Below are 15486 nucleotides of genomic sequence, written 5' to 3' on the forward strand. Positions count from 1 at the left end.
GGCCCGGGGCCGTCCGGCACCTCGCGAGACGTCGCGCGGCTAAGGCTTGATGCCCACCCCGGTCCAGAGGCTGACCTCGGCGTCCGTGGCGCCGGGGTCGCCGTCCGGCCGCCAGCGGTGGCCGACCGCGATTCCGGGGTCGAGCAGATCCAGCCCGCTGAAGAACCTGGCGACGTCGTCCTTCGAGCGGAACTGCACCGGCGTACCCGCATTGGTGTAGATGTCGGTCACCTTCTGCCAGGTGGCCGGGTCGAAGTCGGGCGTGCAGTGGCTCAGGGCCAGCGCGCTGCCCGAGGGGAGCACGGCCAGCAGACGGTCCACGATGCCATACGGGTCCTGCGCGTCCGTCACGAAGTGCATCAGGGCGTTGAGGGACAGGGCCACGGGCTGGTTCAGGTCCAGGACCTCGGCCAGCGCGGGGGAGTTCAGCAGCGAGGCCGGGTCGTTGACATCCGCCTCTATGTACGTGGTGCGGCCCTGGGCCGTGCTGCGCATCAGCCGCTCGGCGTACTTGAGGACGAGCGGGTCGTTGTCCGCGTAGACCACCCTGGCCTCGGGGACCACGGACTGGGCCACCTGGTGCAGGTTCGGCTCGGTGGGGATGCCGGTGCCGATGTCCAGCCACTGGCGGATGCCGTGCTCCTGGGCGAGCACGCGGGTGGCGCGATGCATGAACGCCCGGTTCTCCCGGGCGCACACGAAGATCGCCGGATAGGCCGAGGCGACGGTCTCCGCGGCCTGCTTGTCGACCTCGAAGTGGTCCTTGCCGCCGAGGTAGTAGTCGTACATCCGGGCGGAGTGGGGCCTGCTGGTGTCGATGTCCCGCGCGGCGTGCGAGCTGGTCATGCTGTCCCTTTCGGTGGGGTGCGTGGGGGGTACAGGGCCGTCAGATGATCGGCGAGACCTCGTTTGACTCCCGCGACGAACGCGGTGATCTCCTCCGGGGTGTAGATCAGCGCGGGGCCGGCGGGGTCGGTCGACTGCCGCAGGGCCACACGGCCGTCGGCGAGCTGTTTCGTCTGCACGCACTGGCCCCCGTTGGGGCCGCTCCACGGAGACTCCCAGCCCTGTTCGCCGAGGTCCGAGGCCGGCATGCCGTTGTAGACACCGCGGACAGCGCCGTCGGCGCCGGTCATGAGTACTCCTTTCGCATGCGGTTCAGGAGCGCCCTGCTGTCCGTGTCCGAGGTCAGCAGCGACATGCGGTTGTGCGCTTCGAGATGGGCCGAGACGTCCGAGCGCTGGTCCAGGTACATGGCGCTGGAGAGGATCTCGCTGTAGACGATGTCGGGCAGCTCGGGCTCCTTGAACCGGAAGTAGGTGAAGGGGGCGCACGCGCCGACGTGGGCGCCCGCGGAGAACGGCACGACGTCGACGCTGACGTGCTCCAGCTCCGAGACCTCCAGAAGCCGGTCGATCTGCTCCCGCATCACCTCGGGGCCGCCCACCACCCGGTGCAGCACCGCCTCTTCGAGCACCACCCACAGCGTGGGCGCATCGGGTCCGTCCAGCAGGCACTGGCGGCGCAGCCGCAGATCCACCCGCCGCTCCAGTTCCTCCTCGCTGCCGCCCGGGAAACCGCCGCGCAGCACCTCGCGCGCGTAGTCGTGGGTCTGCAGCAGCCCGGTCACATAGTGCGGCTCGTAGGTGCGCAGCGTCGTCGCCCCGGACTCCAGGCTCACATAGCCGCTGAACCAGCTCGGCAGCACATCGCGGTACACATGCCACCAGCCGGGCTCGTTGGCCCGCTCGGCGAGGGCGACGAACTCGTCGATCTCCTGCCGGTCGGCCCCGTACGTCTCCAGCAGCTTGTCCACATAGAGGGGCTTGAGGCCGACCTCCGCCTTCTCCAGGCGGCGGATGGTCAAGGACGTCACCCGCAGGGCCCTGGCCGCCTCGTCCAGCGTCAGACCCGCGTCCTGGCGCCGCTCCTGCAGCCGCCGGCCGAGGATCATGCGCAGAACGGTAGGTGCGCTGGGGCTGTTGCCCGCGCCCGACCGACCTTCGTTCACCACGCCCTACCTCCTGAGTGGCCGTCACCGCGACGCTGCGCAAGCGACTTGACGGCGCGGACGGACAGATACCGGCTCCATGAAATTATCAGGCAGCTGGTTGCAGCTTGAACTGCCCTGTGAGCATAGTTACTTGCGTGATTCGTTTCGACGGTCACTGCGCGCCCCGCTCCCCACGGAAGGCAACTGCGTGTCCCCCCACACGACTTCCTCTCCGCAGCTCTTAGACGCCCCGAACCAGGAGCGCACCCACTGGCTCGAACTGCCGCCGCACCGTTCCAGCATCAAGGTCGCCCGCCGCTCCATCGGCGCGCGGCTGAGCGCCTGGCGGCTGCCGGGCGACCTGTGCGCGGACGCCGTCCTGCTCGTGTCCGAACTGGCCACCAACGCCGTACGGCACACGCTCAGCGCCCGGATCCTGTGCGGCATCGGGCTCGTCACCGAGCAGTGTCTGCGCCTCGAGGTCCACGACCACGACCGCACGGACCGCGCTCTGCCCCGGTGCGAGCCGTGCCCCGACGACGAGAGCGGCCGCGGGCTGCTCATCGTGGAGGCGATCGCGGACAGCTGGGGAGTCGACCGGTCCAGACTCACCGGCGGCAACGCCGTGTGGGCGCACCTGACGGCCTGAAAGCCTGCCGGGGACAGGCGTTCAGCCCTGCTGGGGGGTCAGCTCGGCGAGCAGCAAGGTGCGGTCGTCGGCGGCGGCCGCGGCGGAGGGGGTGCTCAGCAGCCGGCGGCACAGGGACTGCAGCGGGTCCTGCTCGCCGGCGGCCGCGGACTCGACGGCCGCCGTGTCCAGGGCGCCGGCGAGGCGGATGATCTCCTGGTCGATGTCGGCGTCCCGGGACTCGACCAGGCCGTCGCTGTAGAGCACGAGCAGAGCGGGCTCGTCCACGGTCAGCACGGTCGCCTCGTAGCTGCCCGTGCCCAGCCCCAGGGGCAGGCCCGGGCCGGTGAGCGCGACCGGCGCGGTCCGGCCGTCGGGGCCGCGCAGCAGCGGGGGCGGGTGGCCGGCTCCGACCAGGGTGCAGGTGTGCTGCCGGGCGTCCCACTCGGCGTACATACAGGTCGCGAACGATGCTCCCGGGGTGTCGCAGGCGAGTGCGTCGAGGCGGCGTACGAGCTCCGCCGGGGGGATGTCGAGGGTGGCCAGGGTGCGGACGGCGGTGCGCAGCTGGATCATCGCGACGGCGGACTCCGGGCCGTGCCCCATGGCGTCCCCGACGACCAGACTGACCCGGTCACCGGGCCGTCTCAGCACGTCGAACCAGTCACCGCCGATGATGTTGCCCTGCCCGGCGGGCAGGCAGCCGTGTGCGATGCGGCAGCCCTCGACCTCCTGTGCCGTTCCGGGCAGCAGGCTGTTCCGGATGGCCAGGGCGGTGCGGCGCTCGCGCTCGTAACGGCGCGCGTTGTCCAGGGCCGTGGCCGCTCGTGCGGCCAGTGCGTCCGCGGCCACGACGTCCGCAGGCCGGAACGGGGACCGGTCCGGGCCGCGCGAGCAGGCGACGAAGCCGACCGCGGTGCCCCGCAGTTGCAGCGGGACGACGAGAAAGGACGACACGTGCAGCAGATCGTCGATCCGCGCGTCGCCGCCCCCGGAGGCCGACAGACGCTGGGAGGTGTGCGGGTCGATCGTGTCGAGCAACTGCGCGTGGCCGGCGGCGAGCGCACGCGCGTACGGCGTCTCACGCGGGAAGACGATCACCTCGCCGACCGGCAGCACGCCCTCCCAGTCCTCCACCGCGTCGGTGCCGATGCGCAGCGCCAGGCGGCGCGCCTCTATCTGGGGCGGGTCCGTGACCGTGTACGCGTTCTCGTCGCGCAGCCAGCGCTCCAGCAGGTAGACCGATGCCGCATCGCAGAAGCCGGGGGTCAGCGCGTGCACGACATGGGTGCCGGTCAACCCCAGGTCGAGTTCCGAGCCGATGGCGTCGGCGGCGGGGGAGAAGGCCGACCGGCGGGGCGAGGGCAGTGCGGCGGGGGGTACGTCGGTGCGGCTGCGCGGTTCGTTCCGCAGGGGTCGTGCCTTTCCGGGTGTGGGGCTCCGGGCGCGCGGCGATGAGGGTGGCTCGCCGCGTGTCGTCGGCAACTATATGATGTCTCGTCAAGGTCCCTGGTCAGAAAGGGAGTTGCAGTGCCCGAGAGTGAAGGTTTCCCGCCGGGGACCGATTCGGTCAGGGCAAGCGTTGCCCGTGTGTACGACGCCTTGCTGGGCGGGGAGCACAACTTCGCCATCGACCGGGAGGCGGTGGCGGCCATCACGGCCATCGAGCCCCACGCGCGCACCCTGGCCCGGGCCAACCGCGCCTTCCTCGGCCGGGCCGTGCGCTTCCTGGTCGAGTCCGGGGTCCGGCAGTTCCTCGACCTCGGCTCGGGCATCCCCACCCAGGGCAACGTCCACGAGGTGGCGCAGGCGGTCAGCCCGGGAGCCCGGGTGGTCTACGTGGACAACGACCCGGTGGCCGTGGCGCACAGCACGTCGCTGCTGGCCGACAACCCGGACGTGGACATCGTCGACGCCGACATCCGGCGGCCGGCCGACATCCTGGCCTCGCCGCAGGTGCGCAAGCTGATCGACTTCGAGCAGCCGGTCGCCGTACTCATGAACGCGATCCTGCACTTCGTCACAGCGGAGGAGGACCCCGCCGGCCTTGTGGCCGCCTTCCGGGACGTCCTGCCGGAGGGCAGCTACCTGGCGATGTCGCACGGCACGAACCAGGACCGCCCGGACAAGGCCGCGGCGGTGGGCCAGCTGTACCGGTCCAGGGCCACCTCGCCGGTCATCACCCGCTCCCGCGACGAGATCCTCGAACTCTTCACCGGCTTCGACCTCGTGGAACCAGGCCTGGTCTACCTCCCCCTGTGGCGCCCGGACTCCGAGGACCGGATCCCGGACAAGCCGTCGGAGTACTGGGTGTATGCGGGAGTCGGCCGCAAGTGCGCGTAGCCGGGCCCTGCAGCGTCCAGGTGCCAGTCGCCGCGCGCTGTCGATTCGGCGGGTTCGCGTTCGTGTAGAGGGTGAGTGGCCGGCAGCGGGCCGGCCCGAGCGCAGGGCTGTGAGAACGATGACCCACGTGACCACACTGCTCACCGGACGGGGCCTGGTGGAGTCACCCCGCTGGCACGGCGACCGGCTGTATTTCTCCGACTGGACCGCCGGCGAGGTCCTCGCCGTCGACCGGGACGGCCGCAGCGAGGTCGTCGCAAAGGTGCCGTCGCTGCCGCTGTGCACCGCCTGGCTGCCCGACGGCCGACTGCTGATCGTCTCGTCCGCGGAAGGCCGGCTGCTGCGCCGCGAGACCGACGGCAGCCTGGTCGAGTACGCGGATCTCGGCATCCCGGGCTGGAACGACATCGTGGCGGACGGCCGCGGCAACACCTACGTCAACCGCGCCCACTTCGACCCGATGGCGGGGGAGGACGTCAAACCCGGTTCCGTCCACCTGGCCACGCCCGACGGCTCGGTCCGCGAGGTGGCCGACGACATCGCCTTTCCCAACGGCATGGCGGTGACCGCCGACGACTCCACCCTGATCGTCGCCGACTCCTACCGCCATCACCTGCTCGCCTTCGACATCGAGGCCGACGGCACCCTGTCGCACCGGCGCGTCTGGGCCGACCTGGGCGAGGGCGTCCCGGACGGTATCTGCATCGACGCGGAGAACGCCGTCTGGTACGCGGACGTGCCGGGCCGTCGCTGCGTGCGCGCCGCGGAAGGCGGCACCGTCCTGCAGACCGTGCCCCTAGACCGCGGGGCCTTCGCCTGCGTGCTCGGCGGCCCTGACCGCAGCACGCTGTTCATCACCGCGGCACAATGGCAGGGCATGACCGAGACCGAGATGGTCGCCCCCGGAACCGGCCAGGTGCTGGCGGTGCCGGTCGAGGTGCCGGGAGCAGGACAGCCGTAGAGGCGTGCCGCCTCTGCCTCACAGGAACGGCGTGCCCGCGTCGAGTCCCGACAGGACCCGGCCGTAGATCTCCAGGTTGGTCGCGGGATTGACGAACGAGTGCAGATTCAGGGCCTGCACATCGCGCACCACCCGCTGGATGGGCACCTCCCTGTGCAGCGAGGAAGCCCCGGAGGCGGAGGCGATCAGGTCGACGGCCTCCCTGCACAGCCGCGCCACATAGCCGCTCTGCCCGCGGATCCTGGCCCGCTCCTCCTGGCTGTACGGTTCGCCGGCCTCGATACGCGCGACGAAGTCGCTGGTCAGCAGCTCGGCGCAGGAGATCTTCAGTGCCGCCTCGGCCGCCTGGAGATGGGTGACCGTCGCCTCGTTCTGCCGCTGGTGGAAGGTGTAGGTGATGCCCCGCCGATGGATCCGCCCGGTGAAATCCTCCAGCGCCGCCCGCGCCAGGCCGAGTGCGTTCGGTGCCGTCCAGGCGCAGAACATCAGCAGGACGGGCATCCGGTAGAAGGGGTCGTCGGCGTTGGACTTGGAGGGGAACTCGCCGCCCAGGAGGGGCCCGACGGGCAGCACCCGGTGCGCGGGCACGAGGACGTCACGGGCGACCACGGTGTTGCTGCCGCTGCCCGCGAGACCGGAGACATGCCAGTCGTCGAGGATCTCCAACTCGGCCATGGGTATGGCGGTCCACAGCACCTCGGGGGGCCCCGCACCCGATTCCACGCGAACCGTCAGCAGATGCCAGTCGGCGTGCCGGCAGCCGGTCGCGAAGCCCGAGGTGCCGTTGACGACATAGCCGTCGGGCGTGGCGACCGCGGTGGCGCCCGGGACGAGGGTGCCGCCGATCCGTACATCAGGACCGGTGAAGATCTCGTCCTGCGCCTCGTCGGGGAAGAGCGCAGCGATGAACGCGCAGCCGGCCTGGATCAGGGCCGTGAAGCCGGTCGAGCCGCACGCGGCGGCGATCTCGGTCAGCGTGTCGACCTGGGTGCGCGGCCGGGTCTGGTAACCGCCGTACCGCCGGGGGACGTTCATACGGTAGATCCCGGCGTCCGTCAGCGCCGCGACGATCTCGCCCGGCACACTCCTCTCCTGCTCGGTACGGAGTGCGTGCTCGCGGATCAGGGGAGCGATCGCGCGTGCGCGTGCGACGATGCCGGCGTCGGAACGTGGTGCGGACGACGGAGCCATGGACGACCTCCGGACACTCCGGGCACGACTGGGCCCTCACCGTGACGCGGATCGCGTGCACTGTCAACGGCGCCTGAAGCGAGTGGAGTTGAACGGAACGGCGTGTCAGCCACTGCCCATCCGGTCGGCCAGACAGGCGAGGTAGAGGGCCATGGTGGTGCGGTGTTCGCGCAGCGGCCGGCCGGTCAGCTGCTCGATCTTGTTCATGCGGTAGACGACGGTGTTGCGGTGGATGTGCAGGGCCGCGGAGGCCCGTACGAGGTTGAATCCGCTCTCGCACTATGCGGTGATCGTGTCGCGGAGCGCGAGAAAGTCCGGTTGGGCGCGCGGCTCCGCGGTGGTGAGGTCGACCAAGCGGTTGCGGGCGGACTGTTGCACCGCGGCCAGGACCTGGTGGACCCGTAGATCGGCGATCAGCTGGACGGGGGAGTCCCCTGCCGAACGCCCGCCCAGGCGCAGCGCGTCGCAGGCGTCCTGGTACGAGTCGTGCAGACCACCCACCGAGGAGGCGGGCTCGCCGATGCCCACCCGGGCGGTGAGACCGTCCTGCGCGGCGATGACGTCGACGAGCCGTCGGCAGTCGGCGACCAACTCCGCTGGTTCGACGACCCGGACGACCTGGTCGGCCTGATCCGCGACCCCTGGGTCGGCGGCCGACCCTTCCTCCCCGACGGCCTTCCGGTCATCGACCGAGTCCCCGGCCACGACAACGCCTTCGTGGCCACCGGACACGGCATGCTCGGCGTCACCCTGGGCCCGGTCACCGGGCGCCGGCTCACCGAGTACGTCCGCACCGGCCGGCGCCCCCAAGCCCTGGAACCGTTCCGCTTCGACCGGCTGCGCCACTGATGCCGGTGTGATTGAGTGAGTCGGGTACCGGTATCGCCGCAGGACCCCGGAGGAGCCGTCATGACGCCGGCCGAAGAGCGCTTCGACGACCTGGTGAGCGAGCTGCTGGGCCTCCCCGGGGTCACTCCTCCCGGCGGCTCCGGCTTCGGTCGGAGCGCGCTGCGGGTGCACAACAAGATCTTCGCGATGCTGGTCCGCGGGCAGTTGGTGGTGAAGCTGCCCAAAGAGCGGGTGGACGCGCTGGTGGGCGCGGAGGAGGGGGACAACTTCGACGCCAACAAGGGCACGCCCATGAAGGAGTGGTTCGCTCTCTCTCCGGACTCCGCCCTGGACTGGTCACCCCTTGCGCGGGAGGCCCTGGCGTTCGTCGGCGGGCACTAGAAGGGCCCCGTCGGCGGGCACTGGCAGAACCCCGTCGGCGGGGGAGGGCCGCCGACGCAGCGGCTGGGCGCCTCCCGGGCCGGCTCAGTGTCCCCGCAGCGGATTGACGCGGGCCGCCGCGAGCAGATACCAGGCCGTGGCGCCGACGTGTCGGTACGGGTAGTAGCCGAAGCCGAAACCGGTGTCCAGAGGACTGCTGGCCGAGACCACGCCCGACCGTTCGGGCAGCACCTTGCTCCCCACCGTCTGGCCCCCGCCGAGCAGGTCCTGGGCCCGCTCGATGGAGGCGATCAGGCGCACGGCACGCCGTTCGTCTCCGCTCGCGCAGCGTTCCCGCAGGGCAAGGGCGAGGTGGGCGGTGCCCTCGAACCAGACGCCGTTGCGGTCGGGCTTGGGCTGGGAGGCCGCGATGGGCGAGCTCTCGTCGGCGACGAGGGACGCCGAACTGAAGGTGACACCCTCGTACGACTGCCCGGCGGGGACCGTGCTGTTGGGGCGGTCGGCGGTGTCCAGCACGGCGAGGTTGGCCGCGGCCCAGTCCACCGATCGGGCGCGGCGGCGGTCGTGGAGGGACAGATGGCTCCAGGTCTGGGTGTCCTCGGGCACCGGGGAGGTGTTGACGGTGACGCCGTCGTTGGTGCCGGTGTAGAAGAAGCCGCCGGACTCGTTCCACATCTTGTCGACGAACGCCCGTGCGCGGGCTCGCCGTTGCAGCCAGACGCTGTCTCCGGTGAGCCGGGCGAGACGGGCGAAGAGGCAGGTCAGGTCGATGTTGTGCTCGGTGGAGGTGAACGGAAGCTTCTGATCGCTGCCGTCGACGCCGAACTTGTAGCCGCCGAGCGGCTCGTCGGTGCGGCCGTGCGCCTCCACCCACTCGCCGATCCGCACGGCACCCGTCAGAAACCGCGCCGCTCCCGTGCGGGCGGCCAGCGCGGCCAGCGCGATGCCCGCCCAGGCCATGTCCCCGACCGCCGTACCGGTGAAGCCGAACTGGGTGCCGACGTTCACGGTGCCGTCCGCGCGCACAAAGCCGTCCGGCTGCGGTGAACCGTCGTAGAAGACGTACGGCCCCACGTTGTACGCCTGCCGGAGCCTGCCGTCCGTGTGCTGCGGGTCGTGGGTCTGTGCGTAGAGCAGTGCGTCCCCGAGGGCGATGGCTCTGGTGCGTGAACCGGGGCCGGAGCGGGTGAGGAGCGCCAGGATCGCGAGGGCGTTGTCGTACGTGAACGCCGTGCTGAAGAGCCCGGCCTGATCGCTGTAGCTCTGGGCCAGGCGGATGCCGCCGTGGTCCGGGTAGCCGTCCATGGCCGCAGCGAGGAAGGCATGGCCGCGCATCCGGGCATCTTCCGCCTCGACGGCGGGAGTTGAACCGATGGCCGCGCGAGCCGTGCCACTGCCGAACACGGCCAGGGCGGCAGCGGCGCTCCCTGCCCCGATGATCGTCCGACGGGCGATCTCGGCCATGGCTGCTCTCCTCGAAGTCGGTGACGCCGCTTGGTCCACGAGCTCAGTTTTCTGAGAGCGCTCTCAGGTGACCATAGTCTGCTGGTGCGGGGGGTGGTGGTCAAGGTGATGCGCGGGGAAAGAGGTGCCGGGGTGCCGGATGTGGTGACAGGTCGGCCGGCCCCCCCAACTCGCTCCCCGGACGGCGGTTGAGCTGTGCCCGCTACGGGCTTGCGTCAGTCCGTCGTGCCCGCCACCCGGTCGAGGAACCCGTCGACCAGGTTGCGGGCGTTCGCCCGGGCGTCCCTCGCCAAGTCGGTGCTCCGCGCGAGGAGTTGACCGGGGTCGACGCCGTGCTGCAGCGCCTGCTGTTCGCCGCCGTTCGCCAGCCACCCGCGCAGCATCCACAGCGTGATCTCCGGATGGAACTGCACCCCGAGGCTCCGCCCGACCCGGAACGCCTGCACGCCCACCTCGTTGCGCGCCAACTCCTCGGCACCCGGCGGCAGTACGCACCGGTCGTAGTGCCACTGCATCCAGGGGCCCCGGCCCACGAGCGAGGGGTCGGACGTGTCGATCTCGGTCCAGCCGATCTCGGGCCGCGGCGAGGGCTCGACCGAGCCGCCGAGGGCGGTGGTCAGCGCCTGGGCGCCGAAGCAGACGCCGAGCACCGGTGTGCCGAGGTGGTGCGCCTTGCGCAGCAGTGCGAGCTCCCCGCCGATCCAGCTGCCTATGGCTGTGTCGTCGTACACCGACCAGGGCGCGCCGAGCGAGACGACGAGATCCCAGTCGGCGGGGTCGGGGAAGTCGAAGGCGACGTCCGGGGTGTGGTGGCGGTGCTCGGGCACGACGGTCACGACCCCGAGGTCGTAACCACGCTCCACGAGGCGGGCGCCGACCAGCCCCGGTTCCGTCGTGTGGTCGTGCTGGACGACGAGTGCGCGCACGGTGGCGGCTCCTTGGTTCTTGACAGCGGGCCTCTTCGAACAGATTGTTTGAGCTCAAATGATAATGGGTGCTCGTCGCGCCCGACAGCGATCACGGTGGCCGAAACTCAGGCCTTCGCCCGTCGGCCACTGCGCCGGGGTGCCGGTTCGGCGCCGTTGAGGAGGGACTGGCGGCGCTCCTCGCCGTTCTCCTCCACCTGGATCACCACGCGCCGCAGGCCCTCCGCCAGGGTCCGGCACTCCTCGTCCGTCAACTGGCCGGTGACGAAGGCCTCTTCCTCGTTGAAGGCCGGGAACAGCCGCTGCATCAGCTGCTCGCCCTCGTCGGTGAGGCTGAGCAGCACCAGCCGGCCGTCCGTCGGGTGGCCGGCCCGCCTGACCAGTCCTCGGGACTCCAGGGTGCGTGACACCCCGGTCAGGGTCCCCTTGGAGATGCCCGCCTCCTCGGCCACGTGCCGGGTCTCCGACTCGCCCCACACCCATACGACCCACAGCACGACGAACGCCGTCCAGGTCAGGTCGGAGCCGCGCAGCACCGAGTTCTCCACGTGCTGGCGCACGGCTGAGGCGGCCCGGTAGATGTTGGCCACGGCGGCCATCTGGTCCCGTCGTATCGGGATGCCGCCGAGTTTCGCCGCGGCGAGCTTCTCGGCTTCGGTGATGGATCGCTGGCCGGGCACGGGCGCTCCCTCGCACTTCATTGACCGTTCGGAGTCAAATTGTACGGGTCAGCGTTCGTGGACGATGCGCCCGTCGAACACCGTCAGGTCCACCTCCGTGTCCGTGATCGCATGGGGATCCAGGCCCAGCAGCGGGCGGTCCAGGACGCACAGGTCCGCGACCTTGCCGGTCTCGACCGTTCCCTTCCACTCCTCCGCGAAGTCCTGCCGGGCCGCGTTGACCGTGTACGCCCGCAGGGCCTCGGCGAGGCTCACGCACTGCTCGGGGCCGCTGGGCCGGCCGCTCGCCTTCGACTCCCGCAGCATCATCGCGGCCACCCCCTGCCGCCAGTCGGGCTCGGTGATCGGTGCGTCCGAACTGGCGCAGACCGCGATCCCGGCCTCCATGGCGGACCGTACGGGCCACTGGTAGGCGGACCGCCGGGGCCCGACGACCTCGTCCATCAGGTCGGAGATCGTCCACTTGATGGCGGGGTTCATGTTGATTCCGTAGCCGTGCGCGGCGAGCTTGGCGAGGCTTGCGGCGCCTATGAAGTCTCCGTGGATGACGTAGTGCCGGGCGTCTGGCCGGGGCGCCGCCTCGTCGGCGGCGACGAAGGCGTCCACGACCGTGTCGATGGCGCGGTCACCGGTGACATGCACGCCCAGCTGGAAGCCCGCCTCGTGGGCGGTGCGGATCATCTCGCGCAGTTCGTCGACCTGGAGCGCGGGAGTCTCGCCGTGCACGCACAGCGCGCCGTGGCCGCCGCCGGCGTACGGCTCCTTCATCCAGGCCGTACGGTTCGGTGGCACCCCGTCGGCGAAGATCTTGACCCCGATGACGCGCAGCAGGCGCGGGTCTGCCGACTCCGGGCGCCGCAACTCGGCGAGGCCCTTCCGTACGTCGTCGGCGGAGCCGCCCATCGGTGCGGGCAGCAGCAGGACACTGACCCGGGCGCGGAGCTCACCGGCTGCGGCGAGGTCGGCGTAGGCGGTCCAGTTGTCGGTGCTCAGCCCGCCGAAGAGGGCACGGTGGGGCCGGGTGCCGCCCGCACCGCGGTACTGGTGCACGAGGAGCGCGTCCCACTGCCGTACGGCCTCAGCCCGCGCGAGCTGGAGGTCCTCACCCGGGCCGCCCGCGGCCAGACCAACCAGGCCATAGCGCAGGCCCGGTTCCTGTCTCCGCGCACGGTCCACAGCCATATCGAGCACCTGTTGCGCAAGACCGGCTGCGCCTCGCGCGCCGAGGCCACGGCGCTCGCCGTACGCGACGGTGTGCTGCGGCCCACGCCCGACGACCTGGAGCACTTCGTGGAACGGGCGCCCGCCGCCCGGGAAGAGGGAGAAGACCGACGATGACCCGCACGCCCCGCATGCTGCTCGTCCTCAGCGAGAACTGGACCCTGACCGGTGGCCGCGCCGATCTGCCCACGGCCGTACGGTGGGCCCGCGAGGCCGAGGAGGCCGGCTTCGACGCGGTCATGGTAAGCGAACACATCGTGCTCGGACCGGACGCCGGCGCCGACGGCATCATGGGCAACCCCCGCGACTACGCCCTCCCGGGCAACCAGGACCCGTACACCCCCTGGCCGAACTCGCTGCTGCTGCTCGCCGCCATCGCCTCCGTCACCGAACGCCTGCGGCTGGCCGCCGCGGCCGTACTGGCTCCGTTGCGTCATCCGCTGCTCATGGCACGGGAGTTGGGCACCCTCGACCTGATCAGCGAGGGCCGGCTGCTGGTGCAGCCCACGGTCAGCTGGAGCAAGGACGAGTACGACGCGCTGGGGATGCCCTTCGGCAGGCGGGGGCGGCTGCTCGACGAACATCTGGAGGACTGGGCCAAGGCCTGGGGGCCGTCGCCGATCTCGCACGAGAGCGAGCACTACCCCTTCCGGGACGTCTACTTCGAGCCCAAGGCATACCGGCCGGAGGGTCCGCGGCTGTGGTTCGGCGGACAGCGTCTGCACGGGCCCGTCCTGCGACGACTCGTGCAGTACGGCCACGGTTTTCACCCGCTGGGCCGGCCCGCACCACCGGACCTGCAGCTGCCCAAGGACGCGATGGCCGCCGTCGGCCGGGACGTGGACGAGGTGGAGATGATCGGCGGCACTCAGGCCGTGTTCCCCGACGACCACTCGCCGGCGGACCTCGGCGCGGCTCTCGCGTCGATCCCGGAGCAGCTGGAGCAGGGCTTCACGACCTTCTGCATCAAGCCGAACCAGTTCATCGACGACCCGGACGGGGTCGGAGCGTTCTGCCGGGACGTGATGCGTCGGGTCTCCTGACGTTCGCCCTCAAGGTGGCCTGACTTGATCCCCTTGGTTCCGTGCATGCCGCAGCGCGGGCCGGGGGTGGTCCCGGCCCCCGCCGCGCAGGTCCCTCTTCAGCCGCCAGGAATCAGCCGAGCAGCTTGCTCGCCAGGGTCGCGGCGTTGTACGAGCCCCATCCGGTGGTGAAGTCCCAGCCGGTGGCCGCGGAGTAGGCGCCGTTGCTGCCGCTGGTGATGTCGTGGAAGCCGGTGCCGTTCGCCGAGTACAGGGCGGGGTTGGCGAAGCCGAGGTTGGCCTTGCCGGCCGCCGCGGCCTGCTGGTTGTACAGGGCCGCGAACGCCGCCCACTCGGGAGCCGCGGCGCTGGTGCCGCCGACCGACGACCACGAGCCCTGGGAGTAGATCGAGACACCCGGGCTGGGGTTGGCGTGCGCCGAGACGTCCGGGACCTGGCGGAAGCCGCCGCCGGCGCTCTTCTGCACCGCGGTCTGCCAGCTGGGGATCTTGAAGACGGAGGACTTGCCGCCGCCACCGCCGGACCAGGCGACCTCCTTGCTGAAGGCGTTGGACGAGGTCACGGTCAGCTTGGTGCCGCCGACGCCGGTGACGTACGGGTCGCTGGCCGGGTAGTCGACGGAGGTGCCGCCGTCGCCCGCGTCGTCGGAGCCGCTGTCACCGGAGGCCGCGTAGAAGCCGAGGCCCTGGGCGGCGCCCGCCTTGAAGACGGCGTCGACCGCGTTGATGCCCGAGGTGGTGCGGGCGCTCTCGGCGGCGCCCCAGCTGATCGAGGTGGTGGGGATGCCGCTGTCGACGATGGCCTGGTAGGTGTCGACCTCGCCGGCGTCGGAGTTGGGGCCCTCGAAGACGGTGACGTTCGCCTTGGGGGCGATCGCGTGCAGGACCTCGATGTCCAGCTCGACCTCGACCTGGCCGTCGCCGAGCGCGCCGGAGCCGCCGTCGACCTTCTGCACGGTCGGGTTGGGCGAGCCCAGGCTGTAGTTGGTGTCGTACTTGGTGATGTTGGACTGCTGGAAGCCGTCGAACTCCAGCAGCGCGATCTTCTGGCCGCTGCCGGTGTACGTGCCGGAGACGTTGTAGCCGCCCTTGAGCTGGGCCGGGGTGTAGCCGCCGCCCGGTCCGTTGTGCGGGGTGACGGTGGAGGGCGCCTGGTGGTGCAGGGTGAGGCGGTTGTTGAGGCCGGCCACGTCACTGACGAGGGAGGCGACGGAGGCCGGCAGCGTCGGCGCGGTGTCGTTGGCGTAGAACGAGTGCCCCGACGCCGTGTCCTTCCACGTCGACAGCTTGGTGCCGAAAGCCTTCTCCAGCTGGGCGGCGGTGCCGCTGGCGTCGACCAGCAGATTGCCCGAGTGGACCTTGCCGACGGTGAGGCCCTGGGCGCGCAGGTAGTCCTTGAGCTGCTGGACCTCGGCGGCGGTGCGGCCGAAGCGCGCCGCGAACTGACCCTTGGTCAGGTAGTGGCCGTAGGAACTCGACCGTGGGTCGCTGACCTTGGCGACGAAGGTGTCGAGCGCCTTGTCGTTTCTGGGGGTCAGGCTGATGGCCACCGCTATCCGCTTCCCGGCGGCGACGCTGCCCGTGCGGGTCGCGTTCTTGTTCAGTCCCTTGAGGACATCTCCGGTGACGGCCGCGCGCGTTGCGTGCGGCTGTGCGGTGCCGGCGGCGTAGGCGGCGGGTACGGCGGCGGCGAGCAGCGCCGGCACGGTGACCAGGCCGAGCAGTTTCAGGCGTGACTTCACTGAGGTCCTCCGGAGGTGGGGGGTCGCGTCCCGGACGTCGGAACTGCTTCAACGTAGGAACATCC

18 protein-coding genes and 1 pseudogene are annotated in these 15486 nt (G+C 71.0%); 7 read left to right on the plus strand and 12 right to left on the minus strand.

The window, feature by feature from the left end:
• Nucleotides 1-39: 39 nt before the first annotated feature.
• From ACFY1U_RS20665 to ACFY1U_RS20675, 3 genes are read right to left on the minus strand one after another with little or no spacing between them, the layout of a single operon-like run.
• Nucleotides 40-846, minus strand: a complete 807-nt coding sequence (locus ACFY1U_RS20665) for an SAM-dependent methyltransferase (protein WP_390695564.1) — start codon at nt 844-846, stop codon at nt 40-42.
• The gene (locus ACFY1U_RS20670) at nt 843-1136 is read right to left on the minus strand and encodes a DUF397 domain-containing protein (RefSeq protein WP_390695565.1); all 294 of its coding nucleotides are present in this window, start codon (nt 1134-1136) and stop codon (nt 843-845) included. The genes ACFY1U_RS20665 and ACFY1U_RS20670 overlap by 4 nt, the downstream gene beginning before the upstream one ends.
• Nucleotides 1133-2011 carry a helix-turn-helix domain-containing protein gene (locus tag ACFY1U_RS20675; RefSeq protein ID WP_390695867.1) on the minus strand — a complete coding sequence of 293 codons (879 nt, stop codon included), beginning with the start codon at nt 2009-2011 and terminating at the stop codon, nt 1133-1135. The genes ACFY1U_RS20670 and ACFY1U_RS20675 overlap by 4 nt, the downstream gene beginning before the upstream one ends.
• A gap of 190 nt (nt 2012-2201) precedes the next feature.
• Here ACFY1U_RS20675 and ACFY1U_RS20680 point away from each other — a divergent pair, with 190 nt between their 5' ends.
• Nucleotides 2202-2642: an ATP-binding protein gene (locus tag ACFY1U_RS20680; protein WP_390695566.1), complete on the plus strand. Its 441-nt coding sequence runs from the start codon at nt 2202-2204 to the stop codon at nt 2640-2642.
• A 21-nt stretch (nt 2643-2663) separates the two neighbouring features.
• Here ACFY1U_RS20680 and ACFY1U_RS20685 read toward each other — a convergent pair whose 3' ends face one another.
• Nucleotides 2664-4106, minus strand: coding sequence for a PP2C family protein-serine/threonine phosphatase (locus tag ACFY1U_RS20685; RefSeq protein WP_390695567.1), 1443 nt, complete (start codon nt 4104-4106; stop codon nt 2664-2666).
• Nucleotides 4107-4151: 45 nt separating this feature from the next.
• Between ACFY1U_RS20685 and ACFY1U_RS20690 the strand changes: the two genes are divergently transcribed.
• Together ACFY1U_RS20690 and ACFY1U_RS20695 are read left to right on the plus strand one after the other, a co-directional pair.
• Nucleotides 4152-4964: an SAM-dependent methyltransferase gene (locus ACFY1U_RS20690; protein WP_390695568.1), complete on the plus strand. Its 813-nt coding sequence runs from the start codon at nt 4152-4154 to the stop codon at nt 4962-4964.
• Between the two features lie 127 nt (nt 4965-5091).
• Nucleotides 5092-5925 carry an SMP-30/gluconolactonase/LRE family protein gene (locus ACFY1U_RS20695; protein ID WP_390695569.1) on the plus strand — a complete coding sequence of 278 codons (834 nt, stop codon included), beginning with the start codon at nt 5092-5094 and terminating at the stop codon, nt 5923-5925.
• Nucleotides 5926-5943: 18 nt separating this feature from the next.
• Here ACFY1U_RS20695 and ACFY1U_RS20700 read toward each other — a convergent pair whose 3' ends face one another.
• From ACFY1U_RS20700 to ACFY1U_RS20710, 3 genes and pseudogenes are all read right to left on the minus strand, one after another.
• On the minus strand, nt 5944-7116 hold the full coding sequence (locus ACFY1U_RS20700; RefSeq protein ID WP_390695570.1) for an acyl-CoA dehydrogenase family protein: 1173 nt from the start codon (nt 7114-7116) through the stop codon (nt 5944-5946).
• Nucleotides 7117-7221: 105 nt separating this feature from the next.
• Nucleotides 7222-7380, minus strand: a pseudogene (locus ACFY1U_RS20705) (helix-turn-helix domain-containing protein); the annotation flags it as partial.
• 15 nt (nt 7381-7395) lie between these two features.
• Nucleotides 7396-7707, minus strand: coding sequence for a hypothetical protein (locus tag ACFY1U_RS20710; RefSeq protein WP_390695571.1), 312 nt, complete (start codon nt 7705-7707; stop codon nt 7396-7398).
• Here ACFY1U_RS20710 and ACFY1U_RS20715 point away from each other — a divergent pair.
• Nucleotides 7603-7965 (plus strand): NAD(P)/FAD-dependent oxidoreductase, encoded by a 363-nt coding sequence (locus tag ACFY1U_RS20715; protein ID WP_390695572.1) that lies wholly within the window; start codon nt 7603-7605, stop codon nt 7963-7965. The two genes, ACFY1U_RS20710 and ACFY1U_RS20715, sit on opposite strands and share 105 nt — an antisense overlap.
• 60 nt (nt 7966-8025) lie before the next feature.
• Nucleotides 8026-8346: a hypothetical protein gene (locus ACFY1U_RS20720; protein ID WP_390695573.1), complete on the plus strand. Its 321-nt coding sequence runs from the start codon at nt 8026-8028 to the stop codon at nt 8344-8346.
• Nucleotides 8347-8430: 84 nt separating this feature from the next.
• Here ACFY1U_RS20720 and ACFY1U_RS20725 read toward each other — a convergent pair whose 3' ends face one another.
• The 4 genes from ACFY1U_RS20725 to ACFY1U_RS20740 form a co-directional block, all read right to left on the minus strand.
• Nucleotides 8431-9810 carry a Tat pathway signal sequence domain protein gene (locus tag ACFY1U_RS20725; RefSeq protein WP_390695574.1) on the minus strand — a complete coding sequence of 460 codons (1380 nt, stop codon included), beginning with the start codon at nt 9808-9810 and terminating at the stop codon, nt 8431-8433.
• A 215-nt stretch (nt 9811-10025) separates the two neighbouring features.
• Nucleotides 10026-10736 (minus strand): type 1 glutamine amidotransferase, encoded by a 711-nt coding sequence (locus tag ACFY1U_RS20730; protein ID WP_390695575.1) that lies wholly within the window; start codon nt 10734-10736, stop codon nt 10026-10028.
• Nucleotides 10737-10843: 107 nt separating this feature from the next.
• The gene (locus ACFY1U_RS20735; RefSeq protein ID WP_390695576.1) at nt 10844-11416 is read right to left on the minus strand and encodes a MarR family winged helix-turn-helix transcriptional regulator; all 573 of its coding nucleotides are present in this window, start codon (nt 11414-11416) and stop codon (nt 10844-10846) included.
• A 48-nt stretch (nt 11417-11464) separates the two neighbouring features.
• Entirely contained in the window at nt 11465-12466 is a 1002-nt protein-coding gene (locus ACFY1U_RS20740; RefSeq protein ID WP_390695577.1) for an amidohydrolase, read from the minus strand.
• Between ACFY1U_RS20740 and ACFY1U_RS20745 the strand changes: the two genes are divergently transcribed.
• Together ACFY1U_RS20745 and ACFY1U_RS20750 are read left to right on the plus strand one after the other, a co-directional pair.
• Nucleotides 12461-12754: a response regulator transcription factor gene (locus tag ACFY1U_RS20745; protein WP_390695578.1), complete on the plus strand. Its 294-nt coding sequence runs from the start codon at nt 12461-12463 to the stop codon at nt 12752-12754. The two genes, ACFY1U_RS20740 and ACFY1U_RS20745, sit on opposite strands and share 6 nt — an antisense overlap.
• The gene (locus ACFY1U_RS20750) at nt 12751-13680 is read left to right on the plus strand and encodes an LLM class flavin-dependent oxidoreductase (RefSeq protein ID WP_390695579.1); all 930 of its coding nucleotides are present in this window, start codon (nt 12751-12753) and stop codon (nt 13678-13680) included. Before ACFY1U_RS20745 ends, ACFY1U_RS20750 begins: the two co-directional genes overlap by 4 nt.
• Before the next feature lie 112 nt (nt 13681-13792).
• Here the strand turns inward: ACFY1U_RS20750 and ACFY1U_RS20755 are convergent, their stop codons facing one another.
• Nucleotides 13793-15421, minus strand: a complete 1629-nt coding sequence (locus ACFY1U_RS20755) for a protease pro-enzyme activation domain-containing protein (protein WP_390695580.1) — start codon at nt 15419-15421, stop codon at nt 13793-13795.
• Nucleotides 15422-15486 lie beyond the last annotated feature (65 nt).

This window comes from Streptomyces sp. NPDC001351, from assembly GCF_042896045.1.
Classification (GTDB): domain Bacteria; phylum Actinomycetota; class Actinomycetes; order Streptomycetales; family Streptomycetaceae; genus Streptomyces.